This window comes from Streptomyces sp. NPDC047061 (assembly GCF_040643955.1).
Lineage (GTDB): Bacteria > Actinomycetota > Actinomycetes > Streptomycetales > Streptomycetaceae > Streptomyces.
Genome location: NZ_JBEYVI010000047.1, coordinates 40,265 through 66,962, shown reverse-complemented (window position 1 = coordinate 66,962; position 26,698 = coordinate 40,265). Strand labels below are relative to the sequence as shown.

Below are 26,698 nucleotides of genomic sequence, written 5' to 3'. Positions count from 1 at the left end.
CCCCGCACACCCGTCAACGCTTCCGTCCGTCCCGTCCCAAGGAGGTTCCTCATGGAGGACTACGCGCTGCGCGCCGTAGAGCAGCTCACCACCCGCCCCGCCGAGCCCTACGACACCCTCTCCGTCGCCCCGATCACGCCGGTGCTGGGCGCCGAGGTCACCGGCCTCGACCTCTCCCGTGAGCTGACGCCGCAGCAGGAGAAGGAGCTCAAGCACGCCTTCCACACCCACCACGTGCTGGTCTTCCGCGACCAGGACCTGACCCCAGAGGAACACAAGCGGTTCGCGGGCGTCTTCGGCGAGCTGCACCCCGTCGCGCTCGCCGCCGAGGGTTCCGACCCGCACATCCTGGAGATCAAGGCGGACAAGGACTCCAAGGCCGTCGCCGGCAACGGCTGGCACTCCGACGGCACCGCCGACGCCGAGCCCTCCCTCGGTTCCATGCTGTACATCACCACGATCCCCGAGGGCGGCAGCGGCGGCGACACCCTGTTCGCCAACATGCACCTCGCCTACGAGCTGCTCTCCCCCGCCCTGCGCGGCTTCCTCGACGGCCTGACCGCCCTCCACGACGGCGCCAAGCCCTGGACGGACGCCGGGCTGACCCCGCCGCCCGAGTACGACGTGCCGCGCACCGAGCAGCCGGTCGTCGTCCGCCATCCGGAGAACGGGCGCAGGCTGCTCTTCGTCAACGCCCCCTACACCTCGCACATCACCCAGTTGTCGGGTGCCGAGAGCGACGCCCTGCTGGGGATGCTGTACGCGCACATCGCCCGTACCCCGCTGCTGCACTGCCGGGTCCGCTGGCAGGAGCGCACGCTGGTGTTCTGGGACAACCGCAGCGTGCAGCACCACGCGGTGTGGGACTACTTCCCGCACACCAGGGAGGGTCGCCGGGTGGCGATCGACGGCACAAGCCTGCACGCCTGACCCGGCCGGGAGGACAGCGCACATGGCCACGACCACGGCCGCCCCGGCGGCGTTCCGCGCCGCGCTGCGGACCGGGTCCGCCGAGCCGCCCGCGGCCGGCGTGCCCGACTGGCTGTGGCGGCTCGCCACCGCCGTCCACGGGGAACTGCCGCCGACCGCCGCGGACACCTGGGCCGACCGGCTGCACGGCCTGCTCGGCCCGGCGGGGGTCCCCGCCGGGCTGGCGGCCGTGCACCTCTGGCAGGCGGACACCGTGCTGCCGCTGCTCGCGGGGGCAGCGGACACGGCCGCGCCGGCGGAGCTGCACCGTGCGGCGGCCCAGGGCGCACCTGCCGAACCGGACACCTGGCGGTCGGCGCTGGGCCCGTTGCTGCTGCAGCTGTACGACGCCGCCTACGACCGTGCCTCCGCCTACGCGGAGGGGCACACGGGCGCCCGCGACTACGCCCTGGCCAACGGGTACGCCGCGGCCGAGGCGGACGCGTACGGCCACGAGTACGCGCGGCTCAGCAGCGAGGCGAACGCCCGCGCCTTCGCCGAGGCTCACGCGGAGGCCCTCGGCCCGGCACTCGCGGCGGCGTACGCGGCCGACGACGCGCAGGGCTACGCCGCCACGTTCCCCGGCGCGCATCTGAAGGCCGTCGTACGCGCCACGGCGGCAACGGCGGAAACCCCGCGGGATCAGGCCCAGACCCAGGCCCGGTTGCTGGCCGACGGTCTGCTCACGGCGCTCGGTGCCGCCCGTCCGTGAGGCCAGGGGTCAGGTCTTCGGGCCCAGCAGGCGGATCGCGTCGGCGGCCACCACGCCGTCGGCGTCGTTGGTCAGTTCGACCGACGTGGTGAGACCGGCCTGGAGCCGGAACTCGCCGAGCGGGAGCCAGGTACCGCCGCGCGGGTCGGTGGTGCCCGCGGCCCGCTGGTCGACGCGCACGGTGGTGGTGCCGTCCGCGTGGACGACGGTGTACGGGGCGTTGCTCGCCCGGTTGGCGGACGGCGGGCAGGACGTCTGGATCTCGTACACGCCGTCCTGCGGCACGGCCGGCTGCCAGCGCACCTTCCGCTCGCCCGAACCGGCGGGCGCCGTACGGTAGTTGCCCGACCAGTAGCCGGGGTCCGCGGTCGCCGTGGGCCAGCTGCCGCTGACGATCGCGAAGCCCAGCCGGTCGTTGTCCACGATCACCTCCGCGCGCACGTCGGCGGAGCCCGGCGCCTCGATCAGGCTGAGCGAGTCGAGGCCGAGCCGCGTCCCGCCGCCCCTGCCGGGTCCAGTCACCGCGCAGCGCAGGGTGTGCCGTCCGGCGCGCAGCCGGGTGGCACCCAAGTGCGTCAGGTCGAAGCCGTCCGCCGTCTGCGCCGTGGTGTCGATCGCGAAGGCGGGCAGTGGGGTGCGGTCCACGGTGACGGTGGTCAGGGCGCCGTCCGCCGTGCGGTAGTAGCGCAGGAGCAGTTCGTAGTCGCCGGTGCGCGGCACCCGGAAGGTGAACTCCACGGTGTCGCCGACCTGTTCGGGGGTGAGGACCAGGCGCTCGCCACGGCGGGCGAGCGGATCGGCGACGGTCTGCACGGCGCCGCCGGTGACCTCGGGGTCCGCTTCGGCCAACGAGACGACGGCCTCCCGGTAGTGGGGACCGCGGCGCAGGCTGTCGCGGCCGCCGGTCAGCCAGTCGAGGGAGAAACAGCAGACGTCGACCCGGCGCGGGACGCTCGCCATGTCGCCGTCGCAGCCGTAGAGCAGCACGATGGTGCCGTCGGACAGCCGGGCGAGATCCGAGTAGAAGGAGCGGTTCTCGTTGACGACCCGCTGGTACCGGTAGGAGAAGCCCTCGTCGTAGCTGACCGCCACCGTCATGTTGTACCTGACGGGTGAGTCGGGGCGGCTGAACAGCACCCGCCCGGGTGCGCGGCTGCCGGGGCCGCCGGTGTAGCCCAGCAGGCCGGCGTCCACCGCGTTGAACGAGCCGGTGCCGCCGTCGAGCGCGGGCTGCGACCAGGTCATGCCGTCGTCGGTGCTGACGGACACGATGCGCTGGTTCTCACCGCCCGACGCGAAGCGGCCGTTGACGACGACGGTACCGTCGGAGCGCTGCACCATCCGCGCCTCGTTGATGGGGTCGGCGACCTGTACGGGCACCGCGCCGGTCGCCTGCCAGGTGGCGCCGTGGTCGTCGCTGTAGACCGGCGCCACGCCGTACATCCGCTGGGCCACGGTGTTGCCCACGATCACCCTGCGGTGCAGGCAGTTGAGCAGCAGCCGCCCGGAGCGCAGCTGGAGTCCGTGGCCCGGACCGGGGCCGTGCAACGCCCAGTTGTAGGGAAAGCCGTCGAACAGGCCTGCCAGGCTGCGTACTTCGCTCCACGTCTGCCCGCTGTCCCGGCTGGAGATCACGTACAGCTCGCCCGAGTCGCCCGAGCACGAGGTGTTCTGCGGGAGCCGGAGCGAGAGCATGTAGAAGAGGAAGACCTCCCGTGTCTCCCGGTCCACGACCAGCGCCGGGTTGCCCCAGGACTGTCCGTCGACGGAGGCGACCAGGGTGCGGGTCTCCTCCCAGGTCCGGCCGCCGTCGGTGCTGCGGCGCAGCAGCAGGTCACGGGGCCCGGCGTCGCACACCTCGTGGCGGCCCTCGGTCATGGCCAGGACGGTGTCGTCGGGCAGCACGGCGAGCGCGTGGACGTGATAGCTCACGAGCGGGCCCTCGACGGAGTCCCAGAGGGTCTGCTCCTCGAAGAAGGCGCCGTGCCGGTCGGACGCGGAGGTCCGGCCGGCCGCCTGGGCCGTGGCTCCGAGGGCCACCGGGCCCAGCGCGGCGGTCGCCGTGGCGCCGACGACTCCCAGGGCGAAGGATCTGCGGTTCATGGCGATGCCGTTCGGTCTGCTGTCGTTCGGTCCGCTGTCGGACATGGTGGGGCCACCCCTTTCGGGCGGTACGGAGGAGAGGGACCCGGCGCGGGGCATTCCGCGCACCGGGTCGGCTGCAAGTGCGGGTGCCGGTGTGGGTGTGGGTGCAGATGGGGGCGTGCGTCTGGGATCAGGCACGTATGAGATGTGCGTCGAGGGGGGCGAGCAGGTCGAGCAGGGCCTGCCGTTCCTTGTCGGAGCACGGGGTGAAGGGCGCCGCGGCATGCGGCGGGCACAGCCCTCGCTCGGCGAGGACGGCCTTCACCGCCGGAACTCCGGGGCGTACGGTGTGCAGCGCCAGCACCTCGTCGAGCAGCCGTTGCGCGCGCCGGGCGTCGTCGTCCCGGCCGTCGTGGTGGGCCCGGAACAGCTCGGCGGCCACCGCGGGGGCCACGTTGGCCACCCCGAGCACCATTCCGTCGGCTCCGAGCCGCAGCGCGTCCCGTGCCTGCCGTTCCGCGCCCTGGCTGACTCCGAAGTCGTCGCGTCGGCGGGCCGCCGCGAGGGCGTGTCCGAACAGCGCCAGGTCGCCCGAGCTGTCCTTGATGCCCACCAGGTGTGCGAGGCCGGTCAGTTCGTCGAGCAGGGCGGGGGTCAGCGGGTTGCTGTAGCGGGGAGCGTTGTAGGCGACGACGGGAATGCCGAGGCCGGCGAAGGCCGCGTAGTGGGAGACGATCTCGTCGTGCCGGTGGTGGAAGTAGACCGGTGGGCTGAGCACCAGCGCGTCGGGGGCGGCGGGCCGGACGGCCTCCGCCCGGGCCAGCGCCTCGGCGGTGCCGGGTGCCGTGACATTGACCAACACCGGTCCGCTGCCGGTAAGTTCACGCCAGCGTGCCGCCACCCCGGCTGCGAAGTCGCCCAGTTGTGCCGTGGGGAGCAGCGGGCCCTCGCCGTTGCTGCCGAAGAGCATGAGACCGCGTGCGCCTGCGGCCGCCAGCGCCGTGAGCAGGGGGTCGGCGGCCGGGGCCGAGGGATGTCCCGGCCGGTCCATGGGGGTGACCAGCGGGACGATGACGCCGGAGAGCAGGGCGCGGCCGTCGATCTCGGCTGCGGCGCCGTCGTGGCTGGTCGCGCCCCGCGGCGGAGCCGCATGTTGATACAGCCCCGCGCCCCTTTGGGGCGCGTCGATGTCCCGACCGCCCATCAGTACCCCCTGACCTCGGGCCAGGCCAGTTCCACCCCGGCGCGCGTGAGTTCGTCCTGGAAGTGGTGGAGACGTTCGGCGTCCTCGTACACCTGCTCGGCCTCCAGTCGGTTGTCGAGGCAGTACGCCGCGAGCGACCCGGCCGCCTCGCCGATGTTCCACTCGACGGGGTGCAGCCGGTAGCAGCCGTTGGTGATGTGGGTGGTGCCGATGTTCTTGCACACCGGCAGCAGGTTCCGCATCCGCACCGGGAGCAGGGCGCCCAGCGGGATCTGGAAGGGGCTGCTGGCCACGTCGATGTAGGTGTCGCCGCCGGTGGACGGATGCAGGTCGATCCGGTACATCCCGATGCCGACCGAGTCCGGGTGGCGCAGCGCGCCGTGCTCGCCCCGCACGGCGAGGGACAGGTCCTGTTCGACGATCCGGCGCCGGGCGACGATCCGGCGTGACTCGCGGATGTACGGTGCCTTGGCCAGCCCGTCGGCCGTGCCCAGCACGTCGCCGCGCAGCCGCAGCCCGGGCCAGCCGGTGCCGCCGTCGGGGCGGGGGGCCTCGGTCTGCAGCCAGTAGAGCATGCTCATGCTGAGCTCGCGGGCTCCCGCCAGGTGCCGGTCCCGCTCCTTGTCGTCCACCCCGATCAGCGGTCCGGGCAGGTAGTCGATCATGGGCCAGTTGACGATGGTGACATCGCTCGCGGCGAACCCCGGCCGGTACAGCTTCCGGGAGAACACCCGGCGGAACTCCCACAGTTCCTTGTCGCCGGCGTCCTTGCTCTGGTCGGCGACGACCGGTCCCGAGTCGGCGTTCGGGGTGAACCCGCGCGGTACGGTCTCCAGCGTCCTCGGGTCGGGGGCGCTGAGGCTCAGCAGCCGGTTCGGCCACTGCGGGGGGTGGTAGGCCGCCCAGCGGTCGTAACCGGCCGGCCGGTCGACGGTGTGGTCCTCACCGGCCCGGTGGTCGACGGCGAACACCCAGGAGAACGCCTGCATGTTGGCCGGCTGCGCCTGGTCGGGTGCGCTCGGCTCGCCGGTGTCCCGCCGCGACTCGAAACCCGTCACGTGTTCGGTGCCGGTCAGCGGCAGCAGCTCGCCGAGTTCCGTCGCGTCCAGGACGTACGGCGCGGACACCTCGACCCGGCTGCCGTCCGGGCCCTCGACGACCACGGACCGCACCCGGTCGCCGTCCACGGAGGCGGCCACCGGACGGTGCCGGTACAGGATCCGCAGCCGCCCGGCGGCCACGTACGGCGCGACCATGGCCGCCAGCACGGCGGCGCCGACCCGCGGTTCGTGGCACAGCGGGCTCACACGCCCCTCGCCCGGGTTGAGATACCGGCGCCGCCGGGCCTCCTCGGTGAGCGGATACCAGGTCCGGTAGTGGTCGCGGATCGCCTCGCGCAGCGCGCGGTAGGTACGGGTGGCGCCGAACTGCTCTATCCAGGCGTGCTCGTCGGGCGGCACGCCCTGGCTGGTGAGCTGCCCGCCGATCCAGTCGGTCTCCTCGGTGAGCAGGACCGTCCGCCCCCGGTCGAGGGCGGCCAGTGCCGCGGCCACCCCGCCGAGGCCCCCGCCGACGACGAGGATGTCCGTGGCCGCCGACGTCGGCGCGCTCATGTACCGCTCCCTTCCCGTACGTCACCCGTGCCGTCCGGACCGAACGTGAATCTCCGGGGTCCGCCGCGTACGTCCACCGGCACGGGCGGACCGTCGCCCGGCGGGGTGACGAGCAGGTCGCCGGTGCCCTCGGCGGTCCCGGTGACCTCGTCGGCGGTTCGCCGGTATCCCCGGACGACGGCGCCGGGCGCCATGTCCAGCAGGACCCGCCCTTCGAGGCGGACGGTGAGCCGGTTCGCCGCGCGCACGTCGAGGCGGCCCTCGCCGAGCGGCAGGTTGCCGAGTTCCGCGGGCTCGCCCGGGTGGGCGAACCGCCAGCCGTCGGGGCGCGCGTCGGCCAGTTCACCGAAGGCGAGGTACGCCAGCAGGCCTCCCCAGGCCATCAGTCCGTCCGAACGCTTCTCGAAGCCCGTGAGGTTCTCGCCGTCGACGGCCGGATAGTTCTCCCGGACGTGGCCGTACCCGCGCCACTCGTCGAGGAACAGCCGCAGCAGGTCCCCGACCACCGGCCGGCTCAGCTCCGTCAGCCCGTACCGGCGCAGTCCGCGGACGGCGAGGTAGGCCATCGGCGCCCAGATCCGTCCGCGCCAGTAGGTCGCCGCGAAACCGGGGTCGTCACGGGCGACGCTGGGCAGCGGCCGTGTGCCGCCCAGCACTTCGGGCCGCAGCAGGTCGGCTGCCGTGGCCGCCGCACGGCCGGCGTCCGGCAACCCGCCGAGCAGTGCGTACAGCATCGTCGGCGAGACGTGCGGATCGTGCGCGCCCGCCGCCGTGAGGTTGCGGTAGCCGCCCCGCTCGGCGTCCCACAGCAGCCGGTCGGCGGCCGCCCTCGCCGTGGCGGCCTCGGCGCGCAGCCGGTCGGCCGTCGCCTGCTCCCCCAGGATGCCGGCGATCTCCGCCAGCGCCTCGGCGTCGGCGATGTGCAGCGCGTTCAGGCCGACGTCGGCGAGGTCCATGGTGTGGGCCGCCGGGTCGTACCGGGCCTCGTCGTACATCGGCGAATCGTCCAGGCCCGACTCGCGTTTCGCCCGGTCCAGGGTGGCCGACGCCGGGTCGCCCGCGACCGGGTCGGAGCCCCAGGCGAGCAGCCCGTGCGGTCCGCGGCGGGCCCGCGGCCACCAGTCGTGCCAGGCCAGCAGCGCCGGGAAGGTGCTGCGCAGCAGCGCCGTGTCGCGGGTCCCGGGCGACAGGCCGCCCGCCAGATACGCCTGGTACACCGTCAGCGCGCCGACCGGCGGCTGCGAACGGTCGTCGGTGCGGCCCCTGTCGTCCGAGACCCGGTTCGGGATCATGCCGGTCTCGTCGGCGTACGGAAGGATCTGTTCGAAGATGCCGCGCGCGTAGTCCCGGTCGACGGCGGAGGCGACGAGGCCGGTGAAGAACGTGTCCCAGGCGTGCAGGGCCCAGGTGCCGTAGAAGCCCTTCCGCGCGGCGCAGACGAAGTCCCTGGAGGTCGGGGTGAGGACGCGGTCGAGGTCGGGGGCGTGGACGGTGTTCCAGGTGACGGCCGTGGCCAGGGCGTCGGCGGCGGCGCCGAGCCAGCCGCCGGACCGCAGCCGCGTCAGGTCGGCGGCGGCGCGGTGCGAGGCGAGTACGCCGGCGGTGCGCGCCGCCGTGCCCGGTGCGTCGGCCGGCCCGATCCGCAGCTCCACCGTGCCCGGGACGCGGAACGCCAGGACCAGCGCGCCCGGCGCGCCCTCGACCCGGTCGGCGGCCGCCGAAGCGGTGACCGTCCAGCGGAGCCCGCCTGCGAGGACGGTCCCGAGCAGGAAGTCGCCGACCCCCGCCGCCGCATCCGGACGCCCTGCCGCACCCGGACGCCCCCTCGGCTCGACGACGCCGGTGAGACCGTCCACGGACAGCGCGACCCGGCCCGTGCTCTCGGCGCGGACGTACAGGATGTCGCCGGGTCCGCCCGCGAACTCCAGCCGCAGCCGGTGACCCGCCGCCCGTACCGTCGCCTCGGCGTAGCTGCCGTCCACGGTGTGCGGCCCGAGCCGTTCGAAACCGTCGCGCCAGGTGAACCCGTCGAGCACCGGGCCTCCGGGGCCGAGCACGCCGAACCGCACCCGAGGTCCCGACGGCAGCCGGCTCATACCCGTGTGCGTACGGACGTCCCAGGTGTTCCAGCCGACCGGCGCGGGAGTACCGGTGGCTCGCCTCTCGCCGGCCCCACTCCCCCTCATGCGACTCATACGACCGCCCTGCCGTCGGCGGTGCCGTCCCCCGGCACCGAGTCGTCGAGGTCCAGGGCCGCGTCCAGCAGCGCCCGGGTGTAGGGGTGCCGCGGTGCGGTCAGCACCTCGCCGGTGCGGCCCTCCTCCACGATCACGCCCCGGTGCATCACCGCCACCCGGTCGGCGATCTGGTGCACCACCCCCAGGTCGTGCGAGATGAACAGCATGGCGAGCCGGTGCCGGCCGCGCAGATCGACCAGCAGCCGCAGGATCTGGGCCTGGACCGACACGTCGAGCGCCGACACCGCCTCGTCGCAGACCAGCAGCCGGGGCCGTACCGCCAGCGCCCTGGCGATGCTGACCCGCTGGCACTGACCGCCGGACAGGTCCCCCGCGCGGCGCGCCGCCACCTCGGGGTCGAGGCCCATGTCGGCGAGGAGCCGGTGCAGGGCCCCGGTGCGGTCGCCCTCGGGCGCGGTGACCGGGTGGGTGCGCCAGACCTCGGCGATGATCGAGGCGACCGTCATCCGCGGGTTCAGCGACGACCGCGGGTCCTGGAACACCATCTGCACCGCACGCTGCAGTTCGGGCGGACGGCGCCCCGCGCGGCCGAGCGGCCGTCCCTCGAAGGTGACGGTCCCGGCGCCGGGCCGCAGCAGTCCGGCCACGCAGCGGGCCACGGTGGTCTTGCCGGAGCCCGACTCGCCGACGAGCCCGACTGTCTCCTCGGGGGCCACCGACAGGCTGACCCCGTCCACGGCGGCCCGGCCGGCCCGGCCTCCCCACCGGGCACCGCCCCGGCCGCCGTAGGTGACGCGCAGGTCGCGTACGTCGAGGAGGGCGTGCCCGCCGGGAGGTGCGGGCACATCGAGGAGTTCGCGTTCGCTCGCGCTCACGGTCCCGGCACCTCCTCGGCGAAGTGGCAGGCGCTCCAGCGGTCCGGCGCCACCTCCCGTACCTGGGGCGGTTCGGCGCGGCACCGGGCGCGGGCCATCGGACAGCGCGGGTGGAAGGCGCAGCCGGCCGGCCGGTTCGCCGGTGTCGCCGGGGCCCCGGGCAGCGGGTCGGCCAGTGCGGTGCGGGTCCGGACCGCGGGCACGCTGCGCACCAGGGCCGCGGTGTACGGATGGGCGGGCCTGCGCAGGACGTCGCGGGCGGGCCCGCGTTCGCAGACCCGTCCTGCGTACATCACGACGACCCGTTCGCCGACGTGCGACACGACCCGCAGGTCGTGGCTGACGAGGAGCATCGCGAGGCCGTCCGCCGCCTGGATGTCGGCCAGCAGCCGCAGGATCCGGGACTGCACGGTGACGTCGAGTGCCGTGGTGGGTTCGTCGGCGAGCAGCAGCGCGGGGTTGCCGGCCAGCGCCATGGCGATCACGGCACGCTGGCGGAGACCTCCGGAGAGTTCGTGCGGGTAGGCGCGCATCCGCCGTTCCGGCTCGGGCACCCCGACCCGGTCGAGGAGTTCGACGACCCGGCGGTTGACCTCGGCTCGGGGCAGCCGGTCGCGGCGTGGCACCTCGCCGATCTGACGGGCGATCCGCTGGGTCGGGTTCAGGGCCGCGAGGGGGTCCTGGAAGATCATCGCGATCTCCCGGCCGCGTACCGCGCGGCGCCGGGCGGGGTCGGCGGCGAGCAGGTCCTCGCCGTGCCACAGCAGCCGGCCGGACAGGGTGGCGCCTTCGGGCGGCAGGCCCAGGATCGCCTGTGCGGTCATGGTCTTCCCGCTGCCCGACTCGCCGATCAGCCCCACGGTGGTGGCCCGTGGCACGTCGAAGGAGACGCCGTCCACGACGCGGGTCCGGGTGCCGTGCGGGCCGGGCAGTTCCACCGCCAGGTCGTCGATCCGCAGGATCGGCCCGTCGGTCGCGGGCGCCGCGTTCCCGGCCCCGCTCTCCCGCGCGGTTCCGGCCCCGGCGGGGGTCACGAGCCGCCCGTCCGTACGGTGGCGAAGTCCGGCAGCCCGCTGGCGTCGGGGACGAATCCCTTGAGGTCGCTGTTCCAGGCGTAGGCGATGCTCACCGACATCGGGTACATCCCGACGGCGTCCTGCCAGATGATGCGGCTGGCCTGGCCGTAGAGGTCGGTGCGCTGCTGCTTGTCGGCGGTGGCGCCGGCCGCCGCGAGCAGAGCGTCCAGCTGCTTGTTGCAGTAGCCCATGCGCTTGGCCGCACAGGTGTAGAGGCGGCCGAGGTTGCTGGCCGCGTCGTAGCTGGGGGTGGCCAGCTGCTGGAAGTTGATGTCCCACTTGAGCGCGAGCAGGTCCTCCGTGAAGACGGCCTGCTCCTTCTCCAACGGGTCCACCTGCACGCCGACCTTCTGGAGGTCCGAGACGACGGCCTGGACGAAGGGCTTGAACTCGTCGTTGGCGAACTGGAGGCGGAGTTTCTTCGAGAAGTCGAAGCCCGCGGCGGTGAGGGCCGCCTTGGCGGCCGTGGGGTCGTAGGCCACGGCCGGCTGTGCCGCGTGGCCGAGGACGACGCTCGTCACGGGAGCGTCGGCCGCCTTGCCGGTGTCGGGATAGAGCTTGCTGATGATCGTCTTGAAGTCGACCGCCTGCCAGATGGCCCTGCGTACCTTCGCGTCCTTGAGGGCGGGGATCGAGGAGTTGAACCACATGGTGAACTCGGCGCTGCTCGGCACGGTCTGCACCGTCAGGTCCTGCCGGCTCTTGAGAGAGGCCAGTTGGTCGTCGGGGATGCCCCAGACGACGTCGACCTCGCCGGTGCGCAGTGCGGTCAGGCGGGACGCGAGCTCGGGGATGTTCCGCACGGTGACCTTGCCGAGCGTGGGCTTGGTGCCCCGGTACTTCTTGTTGGGCACCAGGACCAGCGATCCGCTCGGGGTGAAGGCGTCGACGGTGAACGGGCCCGAGCCGACGGGATGGTTGAAGAAGGCGGTGTCGTCCTTGCCGACGCCCGACGGGAGGACGTAGAAGGTGCCGAGCTTGCCGGGGACGGACGCGTCGGGTGCCGGGCTGTGCAGGACCACCTCGGTGGCGGAGACCTTGGTCATCGTGTCGCCGGGGAAGTTGCCCGCGTTGGGGCCGTTCAGGCCGATCATGCGCTGGAAGGAGGCGACCACGTCGTCCGCGTCGAGAGCGGAGCCGTCGGAGAAGGTGACGCCGGAGCGCAGTGTGAACGTCCAGGCCGTGACGTCCTTGCTGGCCTTCCAGGAGGTGGCGAGGTCGCCTTCGAGGGTGCCGTCCGCGGTGGGTTTCACCAGTCTGCTGAAGATCTCCTGTGCGGCCAGCTGGGTTCCGGTGGAGGCGCCCTGGGCCCCGTGCGGGTCCAGGCTCTCGATCGGGTAGGTGCCGGCGACCGTCACGTCGCCCGAGGCGGAGGAACCTCCTCCGTCCTCACCGCCGGTCGTCGTGCACGCGGCGAGGAGCGCCGCGCCCGCCGTGGCGGTGGTGGCGAGCCGGATCAGCCGGCTCCGCCCGTGCTCACGCGTCCTGGTCATGATGGTGCTCCTCTCGATCGAGGGTCGGTCGGAGTCAGCCGGTGGGTGAGGCGCTGTACCTGGCGGGTTCAGTCGGGGCGGCCACGCCCGTAGCGGGCGGTGAGCTGGTCGCCGAGGATGCCCACGTTGACGATCAGGAGGGACAGGGCGATGCCCGGCAGGGTGGAGATCCACCATTGGGTTTCGAGGTATTCCTTGCCGTTGGCGATGATCTGGCCCCAGGACACGGTCGACGGGGGCAGTCCGATGCCGAGGAAGCTGAGCCCGGCCTCCGCCAGCACCACCAGCGCGAATTCGAGCGTGGCGAGGGCGACGACCGGTCCCGCCGTGAAGGGGAGCACGTGCCGGGCGAGGACGGTCCGGCCGGGCACGCCCAGCACCCGCGCGGCGTCCACCCAGGGCCGTTCCCGGACGGAGAGCGCGATGCCGCGGGTGACGCGGGCGAAGGTGATCCAGCCGGTGGCCGAGAGCGCGACGACGACCAGCAGGACACTGCGCTCGAAGGCGCCCGCGATCACGATGGCCAGCAGGATCGCGGGGAACGCCAGCAGGACGTCGAAGATCCGGGCGAGGACGGCGTCGGCGGCGCCCCGGAAGTAGCCGGCGACGGCGCCGAGCAGGACCCCGACGAGGCAGGACAGCCCGACCGCGGACACGCCGATCAGCACCGCCGTGCGGGCTCCGTAGACGATCTGGGCGAGCAGGTCGCGGCCGAGGCCGTCCGTGCCGAGCCAGGCCGTGCCGCCGCCGGACACCTTGGAGCCGGGTGCGAGCAGCCGGTCCTCCAGGGAGGTGTGCACCGGGTCGTAGTGGATCACCATGGGTCCGGCGACGGCCACCAGCAGATAGCAGCCCACGACCAGGGCGGGGACCCGGGAGAGCAGCGGGCGCCGGGCCCGCCGCTCGGGCGCCGCCGGCTTCTCGACGGCCGTGGTGACGCCGGCCATCAGACGGCTCCCGTCCGGATCCGCGGATCCAGCTGGGCGATGAGCAGATCGGCCATCAGGTTGAGTACGACGACGATGCCGGCGATCAGCAGGGTGGCGCCCTGCACGACCGTGTAGTCGCGGTTGGCCACCGCCTCCACCACGAGCGAGCCGAGGCCCGGCCAGGCGAACACGTTCTCGACGATCACGGCGCCGCCGACCAGCGCCCCGACCTGGACGCCCACCACGGTCACCACCGGGATCAGCGAGTTGCGCAGGGCGTGCCCGAACAGCACCTGACGTTCGGTCAGTCCCTTGGAGCGGGCGGTCTGGATGTAGCTCTCGCGCATCGTCTCCGCGAGGCTGGTCCGGGTCAGCCGGGCGATGATCGCGACGAACGGGAACGCGAGGGTGACGGCCGGCAGGACCAGGTGCTGGGGCGAGCCGACCCCGGAACTGGGCAGTACGCGCAGGCTGAGGGCGAAGACCAGCACCAGCATGATGCCGATCCAGAACGTGGGGAACGACTGGAGGGCGATCGTGCAGGCCGAGACCACCCGGTCCAGCAGTCCGCCCGGCCGGGCGCCGGCCAGCATGCCGAGCGTGAGCCCCACGATCACCGCGATCACCGTGGCCGTCACGGTGAGGTCGATGGTGGCGGGCAGCCGGTCGAGGACCGCGCCCATCGCGGGCCTGCCGAGCCAGTGCGACTCGCCGAAGTCGAGCCGGCAGACGTCGCCGAGGTAGCTGAGGTACTGCGCGCCGAGCGGCCGGTCGAGTCCGAGCGAGGCGCGCAGCTGGTCGAGCTGGCTGCGGGTGGCGTCCGGGCCGAGCAGGACCGTGGCGGGGTCGCCGGGCGCGGCCCGCACGATGAGGAAGATCAGCGAGGCGGCGCCCCACATCACGAAGACCCCGACGAGCAGCCGGTGCACGATCATCCGGATCATGCCCTCGGCCTCCCGCCCCCGGTGGGGACCGGGCCGACCGAGTCGCCCGGTACGAAGGCGCAGGGCACCGTCAGCCGGCGCGGCGCCGGGGCCTCCTCGTCGAGCAGTTCGATCAGCAGCCGTACGGCCTCCCCCGCCATCCGGGCGCGGGGCAGTGAGAACCGGGTCCAGTTCCGGGACTCCGGTGTCCAGGACGGCGGATCGCCGAGCAGGGCCAGCGAGCAGTCCTGCGGGAACCGGACCCGTTCCGTGCCGGCCATCGTCGCCAGCGCGCCGGTGAGCCGGTCGTCCTCGGTCGGCTCGACCAGCAGCGCGGTGATCCCGAGTCCGTCGGTCCATCCCTCCAGCCGCTCCACCGTCAGGTCGGCCGGGTCGGCCAGGCTCCGGATCAGTGCCTCGTCCTGGCCGAGGCCGGCCTCGGCCAGCCCGCGCCGGTATCCCTCCTCGCGGTCCCGGGTGGGCTCGCTGTCCTCCGGGGCGCGCAGGTACAGGATCCGCCGGTGGCCGAGTCGCGCCAGCTCCGCGACGAGGTGCGCGGTCGCCGAGACGTAGTCGGCGGCCACGTAGGAGAGTTCACCGTCGTCCACCTCACGACGTCCGACGAAGACGAACGGGAAGTCCTCCCTGACCAGCGCCGACAGCTCCTCGCGGCGGACGTTCCGGCCGAGCAGCACGCAACCGTCCGCGATCTTCAGCCGGTTGGTCCCGCCGGCGTAGATGGACCGCCCGGCCCTCGCCGGGCCGGCCGTGCTCCCGTCGGAGCAGAACAGCAGCAGGTCGTAGCCCTGCCGTGCCGTCTCCTCCTCCACGCCGAGCAGGAACGGGTAGTAGAAGTCGCGTTGGTCGGTGGGGAACACCGACTCGAAGGTGTAGAGCCCGAGGAGCCGGTTGCGGCCGCCTTTCAGGCTGCGTGCGGCGACATTGGCCGCGTAGCCCAGTTCCTCGGCCGCCGCCAGCACGGCCTGCCGGGTCGGTTCCGCGATCTGCGCACTCGCCGCGCCTCCGCTGATCACCAGCGACACCGTCGCCTGGGAGACTCCGGCGTGCCGGGCGATGTCCCGTTGGGTGGAGCGTCTACGTCGTTCGGGAGGGGCCATGAGCACTCCCAGTTAATACGTATTAGCAAGTGCCGAATGACGCTACTCGGATGCGGCGAAATGCGTCAAGACACGTGAACAGCCCTTGTCCGTCTTGTTTCTGACACATGATCTGATCCTGCGGAGTGACCGGATTCGCCATCCGGGTGCACCGGCCGGCCATGGCACGGGGCCGCGATGGTGAGGACCATCGGGAGCGCGACCGCATTCCGGTGTTCCGGCGTCCCCGCGCGAAGGGAATCCCGATGAGCGACCCCACAGACGACCTCGCGAACCGCTTCCTCCGCGACGGATACGCCGTGCTCCCGGACGCCCTGACGCCGGACGAGGTGGCGGAGTTGCGCGCGGAGACCGTACGGATCTGCCGGGGCGAGCGGGGCACCGTGGACGGTGCGCCACCGCCGGTCGCGGGCGAGAGCGACGACGACACGGTCCGGCGGTTCCTGTGCGTGCACTATCCGCACAAGCTGTCGGCGCTCATGCTCGACACCATGCGCCATCCCGCCGTGGTCGGCCCGCTGACCGAGGTGATCGGTCCCGACGTCAAGGCGATGCAGTCGATGCTGTTCGTCAAGTCCGAGGGCAGGCCGGGCCAGGCCTGGCACCAGGACGAGATGTTCATCCCCACCCGGGACCGGTCGCTGACCGCCGCCTGGCTCGCCCTCGACGACGCCACCGTCGGCAACGGCTGCCTGTGGGTCCTGCCGGGTTCGCACCGGCCCGGCGTCCTCTACCCCAACCGGCAGCACGACGACGCCCGTTACGACTGCACGGTCGAGTCCTACGGCTTCCCGTACGCCGAGGCGGACGCCGTTCCGGTCGAGATCGGCGCCGGATCGGTGCTGCTCTTCGACGGCCATCTGCTGCACAAGTCGCTGCCCAACACCGGCCGTCAGGGCTTCCGCCGGGCCCTGGTCAACCACTACATGAGTGCCTCCTCCCTCCTCCCCTGGGCGCCCCCCGACGCCGAAGTGCCCATGGCCCAGGCCGACTTCCGGGACATCGTGCTGGTCGCGGGCCGGGACCCGTACGCCTACAAGGGCACCGCCGACATCCGCAGGCCCCGGGTGCGGCGCGACCGGTCCGGGGGCTGCGACAGGTGAGGCCGTGACCGGACACGTCCCGCCCCTGACCCCGGTGCTCCTGGCCCGGCTCGGTCCCGCGGTCGCCGACTACCCGCCCGGGTCGGTCTTCGGCCCCAGGGACGCCGGGTCGTACGAGTTCGTGTGGCTGCTGCACGGCAGCGCCCGCTGGGTCTGCGACGGCCTGACCGTGCCGCTGACGCCCAGTGCGCTGCTGCTCGTACGCCCGGGCATGCGCGACACGTTCCACTGGGACACCCGACGGCCCACCCGGCACGCCTATACCCACTTCCGGCTGCCCGCCGCACCACGCGGCGCGGAACCCGTCGACGACACCGGCTGGCCGGTCGTCCGGGACCTGCCCGGGCGCGGCGACCCGATGGCCGCGCTCTGCCAGTACCTCCTGGCGCTCGGCGCGGCCCGCCCGCCGGACTGGGAGCGGCACGCCGAGGAGACCCTACGGCTGCTGCTCTTCACCTTCGTGCACGGCCCCGGCCCGGCGACCGATGCCGAGACGCTCCCGGAACCCCTGGTCGCCATGGCGGCCGCGGTCCGCTCGCACTGGTCGGACGGCGTCGCCCGGCCGCTCCCCCTTCGGCGGCTGGCGCGGGCGGCCGGGGTCTCGGAGAGCACGCTGTCCCGGATCTGCCGGCGGCACCTCGGCGTCAGCCCTGTCGCGGGGCTCGAACGGCTGCGCCTGGCGCGGGCCGAGCCGCTGCTGTGGCTGAGCGGCCTCTCGCTGCGCGCCATAGCGGTGCGGTGCGGCTTCCCCGACGCCTACCACTTCTCGCGCCGGTTCCGCGCCGTCTACGGGATGTCCCCGAGCGCCTTCCGCGGGGTGCCGCCCGAGTCGGCACCGCCGTCCCCGGTCGGCGACGGCCCGCTGTCCGCGCTCCTGGCCCTGGTGCCGCCCTCGCCCCCGCGGTCCGCCGAGGGTCGCCGCTGCTGAGCGGGCCCTGCGGGGAAGCGGACGCAGTGAACGGGACGCGGTGAACGGGACGTGGTTGCCTCAGACGGCCCTCGTCAGCGCCGCGAACTCCTCGGTGGACAGCCGCACCGACGCCGCCGCGACGTTCTCGTCGAGGTGGGCCACCGACGACGTTCCCGGAATGGGCAGGATCACCGGGGAGCGGCGCAGCAGCCAGGCGAGTGCGAGCTGGGACGGCGTCGCGCCGTGGCTCCTGCTGATCCTCGCCAGCGGACCGTGCGACTCCGCGAGCGTGCCGGTCGCGATGGGGAACCAGGGTATGAACGCGAGGTGCTCGGCCTCGCAGTAGGCGAGGACGTCCTCGGAGGTGCGGTCGGCGAGGTTGTAGAGGTTCTGGACGGACACGATCTCCGCGACCGCGCGGGCCTGTTCGAGCTGCGCCACCGAGACCTGGGACAGGCCGACATGGCGGATCTTCCCGTCCTGCTGGAGCCGGGTCAGCTCGCCGAGGGACTCCTCCACCGGCACCGCCGGGTCGATGCGGTGCAGCTGGTACAGGTCGATGCGCTCGACGCCGAGGTTGCGCAGGCTCTGCTCGACCTGCTGTCTGAGGTACTCGGGCCGGCCGTTCGGCAGCCACACACCGGGGCCGGGCCGGGTGAAGCCGCCCTTCGTGGCGATGACCAGGTCGGCGGGGTAGGGGTGCAGCGCCTCCCGGATCAGCCGCTCGCTGACGGACGGGCCGTAGGAGTCCGCCGTGTCGATGAACGTCACCCCGAGCTCGGTCAGCCGGCGCAGCACCCGCACCGCCTCGCCCGGATCGCGTGGTTCGCCCCAGACACCGGGTCCGGTGATGCGCATCGCACCGAATCCCAGGCGGTGCACCGGAAGGTCACCGCCGAGCAGGAACGTGCCGGAAGCCGCTGCGGGGGCGGGAGTGGTGGTCAACGCGATTCCTTCTTTCCACAGGCGAGGGGATCCGGGAACGACGGCGGCAGGGCCGAGCCGACGCCGTGGACCAGCCTCCCACCGCGCCCACGGACGGCGCCCTCACCTATTCACGCGAGGGACGGGCGGACGCACCCGGCGGAGGATGGATCACCCCCACGGACGCTTGCCCACCAGCGAGAGAGGCACCACATGAACCACGTTGACCGAGGCGAGCCCTGGGTGTCGGCCCCGGCGGCACCGCTCTCCGGCGACCAGCTCAAGAAACTGGCGGCGCTCGGATCGGAGTTTCCGGCGAGCTCCGGCGAGCTCCTCTTCTCGGCGGGTGCCGGGTCCTACGACTTCTTCGTCGTCCTCGAGGGATCCGCGGACGTGGTCGACCGGATCGGGGAGCCGGACGAACGGCTGGTCGCGTCGTACGGGCCCGCGGAGTTCCTGGGCGAGATCGGCATGCTGACGGGTGAGCGCGCCCGCTTCGCCGGTGTCATGCGAACCCCTGGCCGGCTGCTGCGGGTTCCGGTCCGCCGGATTCTCCGGCTCGTCGCCCAGGACGCCGGCCTCAGTGAGTACATCCTGCGGACGTTCCTGGAGCGCCGGGCGAACCTGGTGCGAAGAGGCGCGGGACTCACGCTCATCGGTTCCCGGTACGACGAGAGGAGCCGGGCACTCCTCCAGTCGTTCTCGCTCGGCCGGACAGCCGTGCGCTGGCTGGACCTCGAGGAGCAGCCGGAGGCCGAGGCGCTGCTGCGTGAACTCCGGGTACCGGTGACCGACCTTCCCCTCGTCCTGGTCCCCGGCCGGCCTCTGCTGCGCAACCCGCAGCCGGCCGACATCGCCGCGGAGTTCGGGGAGCCGCCCGGCACGGTGGCCGACGACGGCCCCGAGGTCGGTGACCTGCTCGTCGTCGGCGGCGGCCCCGGTGGTCTGGCGGCGGCGATGTACGGTGCCTCGGAAGGGCTTCGGACCACTCTCATCGACGCGGCGGCCTTCGGCGGCCAGGCCGGTACGTCCTCCAGGATCGAGAACTACCTCGGTTTTCCGGCCGGGCTCTCGGGCGCCGAGCTGGCCACGCGGGGGACGATCCAGGCGGCGAAGTTCGGGGTCCGGCTGCACCGCAACGCCCGCGCGGCCGCCTTCGCCAGCAAGGCCGGCATCCATACCGTCACCTGCGACGACGGACGGACGTTCAGGGCGCGCGACGTCGTCATCGCCACCGGTGCCGACTACCGGCGCCTGGCCGTGCCCGGGATCGGCGACTGGGAAGGCAACGGCGTCCACTACTCGGCGACGGTCGCCGAGGCGGGGAACGCGCTCGGACGGCCCGTGGCCGTGATCGGCGGCGCCAACTCGGCGGGCCAGGCCGCCCTGTTCCTGGCCCGGACGTCCGACCCGGTGCACCTCCTGGTACGGGGACCCGACCTCGACCACTCGATGTCCCGCTACCTGATCGACGCGGTCACCTCCCATCCGGGGATCCGGGTACGCGTCCGGACGGAGGCGGTCGGCGTGCGGGCGGATTCCTCGGTCACCGGGCTCGACGTGGTGGACGGCACCACCGGGCGGCGCTCCGCCCTGGAGGTCGCCGCGGTCTTCGTGTTCATCGGCGCCACGCCGTGCACCGGCTGGCTGGGCGGCCGGCTCGCGACGGACTCCGGGGGCTTCCTGCTCACGGGACACGATCTCGACGCTCTCGCGGCCGGCCGTCGAGCGCCCTTTCCCTTCGAGACGAGTGTCCCCGGCGTGTTCTGCATCGGCGACGTGCGCAGCGGGAGTGTCAAGCGCGTCGCGACCGCGGTCGGTGAGGGTTCCGCGGCGGTACGGCTGGTCTTCGAGCGGCGCCGGGCCGACGGGGAGCACGTGTGGTGACCACCGTCGACGCACACGACGGAGCAGGGTCACCGCGCACGATTCCTCCGGTCTCACCTGTCCAGGTGATGCCGGTGAGCACCGGGCGTCGGAGACGATGCCCGCATCGGCGGCTTCGCGCCGCATCGACCGTACCGTCCACACCTGGAGGGCACATGCCCGTCTCGAAAGCACATGCGGCCTGGAACGGCGACATCCCCAGCGGGTCGGGGACCTTCACCGCCGGCGACAGCATCAGCGGGGGCGTGACGTACAGGTCCCGCTTCGAAGGCGGCCCCGGATCCAACCCGGAGCAGCTCATCGGTGCGGCTCACGCCACCTGCTTCTCCATGGCGCTCGCCAGCACGCTGGCCGGCGCCGGCTTCCCCGCCGAGTCGATCGAGACGGATGCCTCGGTGACCCTGCGGCCGGTCGACGGCACTCCCACGATCACGAGGATCGAGCTCGTGACGAGGGGCCGGGTCCCCGGGGTCGGGGAGGCCGAGTTCCGGGAGTTCGCCGCGTCGGCGAAGGCGAACTGCCCGGTCAGCCGGGCGCTGGCGGGTGTCCCCGAGATCACCCTGCAGGCGACGCTCGCCGACGGCTGAGCCGGGGCCCCCGGCTCAGCCGAGCGCGTCCATCAGGGCGGTGACGTGGGCGTCCAGCCGCTGCTCCACGGCTCGCGTGGTCAGCTCGGTCCGCCCCGCCTCCTGCCACGGCCGTGCCACCCACCGCACCGACGTCGAGAACCCCAGCGCGTCCAGCAGCCGCCAGTACAACCGCTCGTCCGCGGCCGCGGCCAGCGTCCCGCCGGCCTCCTCGTACGCCTCGGCGAACCGCAGACCCCACGCCGGGCCGTGCAGCATCGCGAGATTGGAGGAGCAGTGCGCCACATCGAGGTCCGCCGGACCCCAGGAGGTCTCCACCCAGTCGACGACCCCGGTGACACGGGGACCTGCCGGCCCCGGGGGCGGCACGTGGAACAGCACGTTGCCCGGCTGGAAGTCCCGGTGCAGGAACCGCCCTTCGTAGGGCGGCGGCGGCCGGCGGATCACGTCGGTCGCCGCGGCCCATGCCGTCGCGTCGGCGCCGTCCGGAGGGACCACGGCGTCGGCGGTCGTCCAGGCCCGGTACTCCCGGGGACGTTCGGCGGGCCGCAAGGCGTGGATCGCGACGAGCTGACGGGCCAGCAGGGGTACGCGTGCCTCCAGCCCCTGGTCGTCGAGGACCGTCCGGCCCGCCAGGTGTGTCATCAGGAGTGACGGGTGCTCGCAGTGCGCGGCGGTCGCGTCGACCGCGACCGGTCCGGGAGCCGGTACACCGGTGCCCGTGAGCAGGGCGAGGGTGCCGGCCTCGCGGTTCAGCATGTCCTCGGCGTGTGCCACGAAGGCCGGGTCGACGAAGGACCGCAGCACCAGGTCCCGGGTGCCTCCGTCGGACGCGCCGATGGTCAGCCGTCGCATCTCGGCGGTGATGCCGCCGTGCAGCGCCTCGGTTGCGACGATCCGTTCGCCGTCGTTCAGATACCGGCTCGCCCAGGCCAGGGTCGACGGCCGGACGGTCCCCGCGTCATCGTGGTCGATCACCGTGCCACCCCACCACCCGGACGGCGCCCCGTGCAAAGGGCTTTCGCCGGAGGCGACGGCGACGCCCCTCCGGCCGGGGGCGGCTACCGGACCAGTTCCCAGTCCTGGGAGCCGTCCGTGGTCGCCGTCTGCAGGGTGAGCTGCCCGCCGGCGGTTGCTCCGGTCAGGTACAGGCTCGTGTTCTTGACCGACTGCAGCTTGTAGAGGCCGTCGCTGGTCCTGACGAGGTTCCAGCTGCCGGTGGAGCTGTTGTCGACCCACTGGCCGATCTTCTGTCCGGCCGTCGCGTTGCCGGTCCAGATCGCGGCCGCGCGGCCGCCCGACTTGTTGAGCAGCGTGGTTCCGCCGCCGGGCTCGGTCACCACGTGCCAGAACTGGGTGTCGGGGTTGGCCGCGGAGCCCGGGTCCTCCAGGCGGACGTCGGGCACGTCACCGTTGCCGAGGTTGGCGTCGTTGGTCTTGTTGCCGGTGCCGATGACCTGGTCGGTCTTGCGGTTGAACAGCTGGTAGTAGGTGCCGGCCGAGTTGCCGAGGTCCGTCTCGGCGTAGGCGATCGTCGAGGTCCCCTGGTTGTTGAGGATCACCAGACGGCCCGTGTCGTCGACGTACTGGAGGTCGCGGCTGTAGCCGGCCTTCGAGGTGGTCTGGTACTCCTTCCAGGTGCCGTCGCTGCGTCCGGTCTGGTTGACCCAGACGCTCGCGCTGCCGGCCGCGTTGTAGACCAGGCGGCCACCCGGCAGCCGGATGAGGACCGGGCTGCCGCCGGTCGCCAGGGTGCGGGAGCCGGTGTCGACCGGCAGGGAGTTGACGCCGGTTCCGGTGGCGGACCCCTTGAAGAACTCCAGCGGGTTGCTTGCGATCTGGTAGCGCGTGTTGGCGCCGCCGCCCCAGTACTCGTAGGTGATCATCCACTTGCCGTCGGTGGTGCGGACCACGTTCGCCATGCCGGGACGGCCGCCGCCGATCTCCGACTTGCCGCTTCCCATGTCCTGGGTCAGCCCGGCGATGTCGACGACCGGGTCGCTCCACTGCGCCGCCTGACCGTCCCACGTCCTGTGCGCGAGGATCTGGCCCTGCGAGTCCGTGGCGGTGTCGTTGGCGGAGTCGAGGGTGGCGGCTCCGGTGGTCGCGTCGAAGCCGGTGTAGTCGTTCTCGTCGGAGTAGTAGCAGACGAGCTTGCCCTTGTAGACCATCAGGTACGGCTCCCAGACCGGGTCCACCTGGTGGTTGGTGTTCGCCGAGGAGAAGTTCTGGCCCACGGCGCCCGCGCTGCCGCCCTGCCAGCCGCCGGTGGCGACGACGTTCTCGACCTTCCAGGTGGCCCCGTTGTCCGTGCTGGAGTACAGCGCGATCGCCACGTCCTTGCGGTCACCGTCGTTGGTGGGCGTCCAGCTCGGGTCGGCCGCCTTGTGCTCCTTGTAGTAGTAGTCGTCGCCCGATACGACGTCGGCCAGCAGCAGGGTGCCCTGCTTCAGGTTGCCCACGTCCTGCGGCAGGACGTACAGGTACGGGTTCGTCCAGTTGCTGGTGTACTTCGCGTACTTCGTGTCGCTGGACAGATAGGCCGGTGCCTTCACCTCGGACAGCGACTGCCATGTCGTCCCGTCGTCGTCGCTCTTGTAGACAGGAAGGGTCTGCCCGTCGGCGCTGCCCGAGGCCGGGACCGTGGACTTCTCGAACGACGCGACCAGCCGGCCGTTCGGCAGCTGTGCCGACTTCGGGTAGATCGCGCAGTTCCCCCGGCCCTTGAGGCACGCCTCGCTGCCGAGCTGGTAGATGGTCCCGCCCGTCGGAGCGTACGCCTGGGCGCCGCCGGACGCGGGGATCGCCAGCAGTGCCGCGGCCGCGACGGCGGCTCCCAGCAGGTTTCTCACTCTTTTTCTCTGCACAGCCTCTCCTTTGAGGTTGGTGGTCCTCGGGGTGACACCGACGGGCCTTCGTCCTAGACCCTCGCCCCGTCGGAATTCGCGGCGACGAACACCCTCACGTCCCAGGCAGCCAGCTCGATCGCGGTGCCCGCGGGGACGGGAGTGCCGTCGAGAACATCGGTCAGCTCGACGGGAGCCGCGACCCGCGCGGGCTCCCAGCTCCAGTTGTGGATCACGTGCACCCTGCGGCCGTCCGGGGCCGTGCCCGTGGTGGCGGTGACGGACGCCGGAAGGTCCTCCCATCCGCTGCGCGGGGCGGGCGCCAGCCAGTCGGCGAGGGCCCGGGCGAGACCGCGCCCGGGGGCGGTGCCGACGCAGGTGATCCGTCCCTCGCCGTGACGGCGGGTGGTGATCGCCGGCCACCTGCCGAAGTGGGGGTGGTCGTAGTGTGCGAGGGCCTCGGCGTCGTGCGCGGTCAGGCCGTCCGCCCAGTGCGTGGCCGTCGCGTCCGCGGGGAGGTCGAGCGGGCCGCCGGGGGTGGCGGTGACCGTGATGCCGGCGGTCAGGTTGCTGAACTCGTCGTACGTCACGCCCGCCGCGGCGGCGAGGCCACCGGGGGCCGGCTCCGGCCGGGCCCGTGCCTCGTGGTCGGCGTAGGCCGTCCGCGGGCCGAGGACGAGATGGCCGCCGGCGTGGGCGTAGGCGGCGAGCCAGTCCACGGTGGTGTCGTGGGCGAGGTACAGGGCGGGCACCACCAGGACCGGGTGACGCCGGGCCGCTTCGGCGGGTGCCATGCCCTCCCGGTCGCCGTCCGGGTCGTGGAGCTGCCGGACGTGGACGATGCGGACCTGCCGGCCGGCGTCGAAGGCACCTCGGTAGAAGGGGTCGAAGATGCGGTGGTAGGAGGCCGGGTCCGGTTCGCCGTCGGCGGTCGCCAGGGGCGGGTACTTCTGCATCAGCCACTTGTTCGGCGTCGAGTAGACCATCGTGATGTCGGCGTCCGGCTCCAGGCCTGCGACGAGCGGGCCGGCCTTTTCGAACTCCGCGCCCAGTCGGGCGATTTCGGCGTACGTCCGACCCGGGCGGCCGCTGTGCGGGAGGACGCCGCCCCAGTAGGTCTCGGCGCCGAAGCGCAGGGTCTGCCACTGCCAGTACTCGATCATCCGGGCGCCGCGCGCCACATGGGCCCAGGCGGCCTGGCGCCACTGGCCGTCGAATCCGGGGCGGTTGTCCCAGGGGTAGCCGATGGAGTTCGCGTTGGTCTCGGTGACCAGGAACGGCTCCTGGCGTGAGGAGAACATCCAGTCCGCGGTCTGGTACATCGACCAGACTCCGGTGGTCTTCCAGATCTGTTGGTGCTCGTCGGGTGTGGGATCGGGGAGCAGCAGGCCGTCCTGCATGTCGTAGTACGGGTTGCCGGACGCGATGTCGAGGCGGTCCGACAGCTCGTCGTCCTCCACGCCGCCTCTCGTGTAGGAGATGCAGGTGGTGACGAACTGCTCCGGCCGGGCGTACTCGCGCACGATGTCGGCCTGCCAGCCGATGAACTCGGTGACCTGGCGGGCCTGGAACTCCCGCCAGGCGACGTCGTACTGGGGCTGCACGTTGCCGTCCGGGGTCCACAGGTCGGCCCAGGTGGACAGGCGGTGCGACCAGTAGACGAGGCCCCACTCGCGGTTGAGGGCCTCGACGTCCCGGTACTTCTGGCGCAGATGGTCGACGAACCGCTCGAACACGCCCCGGTTGTGCAGCAGATGCAGTCCCGGTTCGTTGTCCACCTGCCATCCGATGACCGCGGGGTGGTCGTAGTACCGTTCGGCGATCTTCCGGATCACGCGCTCGGCGTGGAACTTGAACGCCGGGTGGGTGATGTCCACCTCCTGGCGGGCGCCCCAGCCGATCCGCTCGCCCGTGCGCAGTTCGCCGGTGATCTCCGGGTACTGCCGGGCCAGCCACGGCGGCACGGCGTACGTCGGGGTGCCGAGGATCACGGAGATGCCGCGCTCGTGGGCGCCGTCGAGGACGGGTTGCAGCCAGTCGAGGTCGAACCGTCCGTTCTCCGGCTCCCAGGTCGACCAGACCGACTCCCCGACGCGGATGACGGTGAAGTGCGCGTCGGCCATCAGGTCGAGGTCGGTCTTGAGCTGTTCTTCGGGCTGCGTGCCGCCGTAGGCCGGCGTGTACTCGTGGTAGTAGGCAGCGCCGAACAGGACACGGGCGGGCAGGACCGCCATGGAGGGACCTCCAAGAGGGGGGATGGGAGAAGGAGCAGGGTGTGGTCGGCGGCGCTTACTGTTTGACACCGCCGGCGGCCAGGCCGCTCTGCCAGTACCGCTGGAGCATCAGGAAGGCCACGACGAGGGGGATGACCGAGATCAGCGAGCCGGTCACGACGAGCGCGAGCATGTCGCTGCTGGCGCCGGCCCCGCCGTTCTGGGCCTGGGCCGCCCAGGAGGAGAGCCCGACGGTGACGGGGTACAGCTTCGGGTCGTTGAGCATGATCAGCGGCAGGAAGTAGTTGTTCCAGGTCGCCACGAGCGTGAAGAGGACGACCGTCACCAGCCCCGGTGCCAGCAGCCGCAGGGCGATCCGGACGAAGATCCGCAGCTCTCCGGCACCGTCGATCCGAGCGGCCTCCAGAAGGCTGTCGGGTACGGCGTCCGCCGCGTAGATGCGCATCAGGTAGAGGCCGAACGGGCTGACGAGCGAGGGCAGGACGATCGCCCAGGGGGTGTTGACCAGTCCCACCTTCGCGAAGAGCAGGTAGGTCGGGATCGCCAGTGCCGTGGTCGGGATCATGATGGCGCCGAGGACCAGGTTGAAGGCCGTGCCGTTGCCCCGGAACCGGTACTTGGCGAAGCCGTACCCGGCCGCGGTGGCCAGCAGTGCGGCGCCGAGCGCGCTGCCGACCGAGTACAGGACCGTGTTGAGCAGCCAGTGCAGGAAGACGCCGTCGTCGTAGGTCAGGGTCTGCCTGATGTTCGCCGGCAGTCGCGGGCTGTGCGAGAACCACAGGCCGAAGCTGTTGAACAGGTCCTGGGTGCTCTTGGTCGAGGCGACGGCGAGCCAGAACAGCGGCAGGAGGAAGTAGGCGAGTACGGCCAGCATGACGATCGTCAGCGGGGTGCTGCGGCGTCGGACCGGGGAGCGGCGCCCGTGCGGGACCTTGGTCGCCCGTCGGGACACGGTGGCCCCGGAGGCTGTGGTGGGCGCGGTCGCGGGGGGCCGCCGGGTCGAGGACTGGGA

At 72.6% G+C, this 26,698-nt stretch carries 21 protein-coding genes; 6 read left to right on the top strand and 15 right to left on the bottom strand.

The annotated features are described in order from the left end of the window. Window positions 1-51 precede the first annotated feature (51 nt). Together ABZ887_RS42865 and ABZ887_RS42860 are read left to right on the top strand one after the other, a co-directional pair. Window positions 52-930: a TauD/TfdA family dioxygenase gene (locus tag ABZ887_RS42865; protein ID WP_361302981.1), complete on the top strand. Its 879-nt coding sequence runs from the start codon at window positions 52-54 to the stop codon at window positions 928-930. A 22-nt stretch (window positions 931-952) separates the two neighbouring features. After that, a complete protein-coding gene (locus ABZ887_RS42860) occupies window positions 953-1,681 on the top strand; it encodes a hypothetical protein (RefSeq protein ID WP_361302978.1) in 729 nt (242 codons plus the stop codon). Between the two features lie 9 nt (window positions 1,682-1,690). Here the strand turns inward: ABZ887_RS42860 and ABZ887_RS42855 are convergent, their stop codons facing one another. The 10 genes from ABZ887_RS42855 to ABZ887_RS42810 all read right to left on the bottom strand — a co-directional run bounded on the left by ABZ887_RS42855 (window position 1,691) and on the right by ABZ887_RS42810 (window position 15,195). Next, window positions 1,691-3,829 (bottom strand): exo-alpha-sialidase, encoded by a 2,139-nt coding sequence (locus ABZ887_RS42855; RefSeq protein WP_361302975.1) that lies wholly within the window; start codon window positions 3,827-3,829, stop codon window positions 1,691-1,693. 127 nt (window positions 3,830-3,956) lie between these two features. Beyond that, a complete protein-coding gene (locus ABZ887_RS42850) occupies window positions 3,957-4,970 on the bottom strand; it encodes a dihydrodipicolinate synthase family protein (protein WP_361302972.1) in 1,014 nt (337 codons plus the stop codon). Then, the gene (locus ABZ887_RS42845) at window positions 4,970-6,583 is read right to left on the bottom strand and encodes an FAD-dependent oxidoreductase (RefSeq protein ID WP_361302969.1); all 1,614 of its coding nucleotides are present in this window, start codon (window positions 6,581-6,583) and stop codon (window positions 4,970-4,972) included. Before ABZ887_RS42845 ends, ABZ887_RS42850 begins: the two co-directional genes overlap by 1 nt. After that, window positions 6,580-8,679 (bottom strand): trehalase family glycosidase, encoded by a 2,100-nt coding sequence (locus ABZ887_RS42840; protein ID WP_361302966.1) that lies wholly within the window; start codon window positions 8,677-8,679, stop codon window positions 6,580-6,582. The genes ABZ887_RS42845 and ABZ887_RS42840 overlap by 4 nt, the downstream gene beginning before the upstream one ends. A 95-nt stretch (window positions 8,680-8,774) precedes the next feature. Then, the gene (locus ABZ887_RS42835) at window positions 8,775-9,656 is read right to left on the bottom strand and encodes an ATP-binding cassette domain-containing protein (RefSeq protein WP_361302963.1); all 882 of its coding nucleotides are present in this window, start codon (window positions 9,654-9,656) and stop codon (window positions 8,775-8,777) included. After that, a complete protein-coding gene (locus ABZ887_RS42830; RefSeq protein WP_361302960.1) occupies window positions 9,653-10,690 on the bottom strand; it encodes an ABC transporter ATP-binding protein in 1,038 nt (345 codons plus the stop codon). Before ABZ887_RS42830 ends, ABZ887_RS42835 begins: the two co-directional genes overlap by 4 nt. Further along, window positions 10,687-12,225: an ABC transporter substrate-binding protein gene (locus tag ABZ887_RS42825; protein ID WP_361302957.1), complete on the bottom strand. Its 1,539-nt coding sequence runs from the start codon at window positions 12,223-12,225 to the stop codon at window positions 10,687-10,689. Before ABZ887_RS42825 ends, ABZ887_RS42830 begins: the two co-directional genes overlap by 4 nt. A 68-nt stretch (window positions 12,226-12,293) precedes the next feature. Beyond that, window positions 12,294-13,172 carry an ABC transporter permease gene (locus tag ABZ887_RS42820; protein ID WP_361302954.1) on the bottom strand — a complete coding sequence of 293 codons (879 nt, stop codon included), beginning with the start codon at window positions 13,170-13,172 and terminating at the stop codon, window positions 12,294-12,296. Further along, complete coding sequence (locus ABZ887_RS42815) at window positions 13,172-14,098, bottom strand: ABC transporter permease (protein ID WP_361302951.1); 927 nt, start codon at window positions 14,096-14,098, stop codon at window positions 13,172-13,174. Before ABZ887_RS42815 ends, ABZ887_RS42820 begins: the two co-directional genes overlap by 1 nt. Beyond that, the gene (locus ABZ887_RS42810) at window positions 14,095-15,195 is read right to left on the bottom strand and encodes a LacI family DNA-binding transcriptional regulator (protein ID WP_361302948.1); all 1,101 of its coding nucleotides are present in this window, start codon (window positions 15,193-15,195) and stop codon (window positions 14,095-14,097) included. The genes ABZ887_RS42815 and ABZ887_RS42810 overlap by 4 nt, the downstream gene beginning before the upstream one ends. 245 nt (window positions 15,196-15,440) lie before the next feature. On the opposite strand from ABZ887_RS42810, the gene ABZ887_RS42805 reads away from it, so the two are divergent. Beyond that, window positions 15,441-16,298, top strand: a complete 858-nt coding sequence (locus ABZ887_RS42805; RefSeq protein ID WP_361302945.1) for a phytanoyl-CoA dioxygenase family protein — start codon at window positions 15,441-15,443, stop codon at window positions 16,296-16,298. Window positions 16,299-16,302: 4 nt separating this feature from the next. Then, window positions 16,303-17,226: an AraC family transcriptional regulator gene (locus ABZ887_RS42800; protein ID WP_361302942.1), complete on the top strand. Its 924-nt coding sequence runs from the start codon at window positions 16,303-16,305 to the stop codon at window positions 17,224-17,226. Between the two features lie 60 nt (window positions 17,227-17,286). Here ABZ887_RS42800 and ABZ887_RS42795 read toward each other — a convergent pair whose 3' ends face one another. Then, entirely contained in the window at window positions 17,287-18,153 is an 867-nt protein-coding gene (locus ABZ887_RS42795) for an aldo/keto reductase (protein ID WP_361302939.1), read from the bottom strand. A 192-nt stretch (window positions 18,154-18,345) separates the two neighbouring features. Between ABZ887_RS42795 and ABZ887_RS42790 the strand changes: the two genes are divergently transcribed. Further along, a complete protein-coding gene (locus tag ABZ887_RS42790) occupies window positions 18,346-20,019 on the top strand; it encodes an FAD-dependent oxidoreductase (protein WP_361302936.1) in 1,674 nt (557 codons plus the stop codon). A 155-nt stretch (window positions 20,020-20,174) separates the two neighbouring features. Then, a complete protein-coding gene (locus tag ABZ887_RS42785; RefSeq protein WP_361302933.1) occupies window positions 20,175-20,606 on the top strand; it encodes an OsmC family peroxiredoxin in 432 nt (143 codons plus the stop codon). Between the two features lie 15 nt (window positions 20,607-20,621). Here ABZ887_RS42785 and ABZ887_RS42780 read toward each other — a convergent pair whose 3' ends face one another. From ABZ887_RS42780 to ABZ887_RS42765, 4 genes are all read right to left on the bottom strand, one after another. Beyond that, window positions 20,622-21,584, bottom strand: a complete 963-nt coding sequence (locus ABZ887_RS42780) for a phosphotransferase (protein WP_361302930.1) — start codon at window positions 21,582-21,584, stop codon at window positions 20,622-20,624. 83 nt (window positions 21,585-21,667) lie between these two features. Next, entirely contained in the window at window positions 21,668-23,473 is a 1,806-nt protein-coding gene (locus ABZ887_RS42775) for an RICIN domain-containing protein (protein WP_361302927.1), read from the bottom strand. 53 nt (window positions 23,474-23,526) lie between these two features. Continuing rightward, window positions 23,527-25,686 carry a beta-galactosidase gene (locus ABZ887_RS42770; protein ID WP_361302924.1) on the bottom strand — a complete coding sequence of 720 codons (2,160 nt, stop codon included), beginning with the start codon at window positions 25,684-25,686 and terminating at the stop codon, window positions 23,527-23,529. A gap of 55 nt (window positions 25,687-25,741) precedes the next feature. Continuing rightward, window positions 25,742-26,638, bottom strand: a complete 897-nt coding sequence (locus ABZ887_RS42765) for a carbohydrate ABC transporter permease (protein WP_361303025.1) — start codon at window positions 26,636-26,638, stop codon at window positions 25,742-25,744. Window positions 26,639-26,698 lie beyond the last annotated feature (60 nt).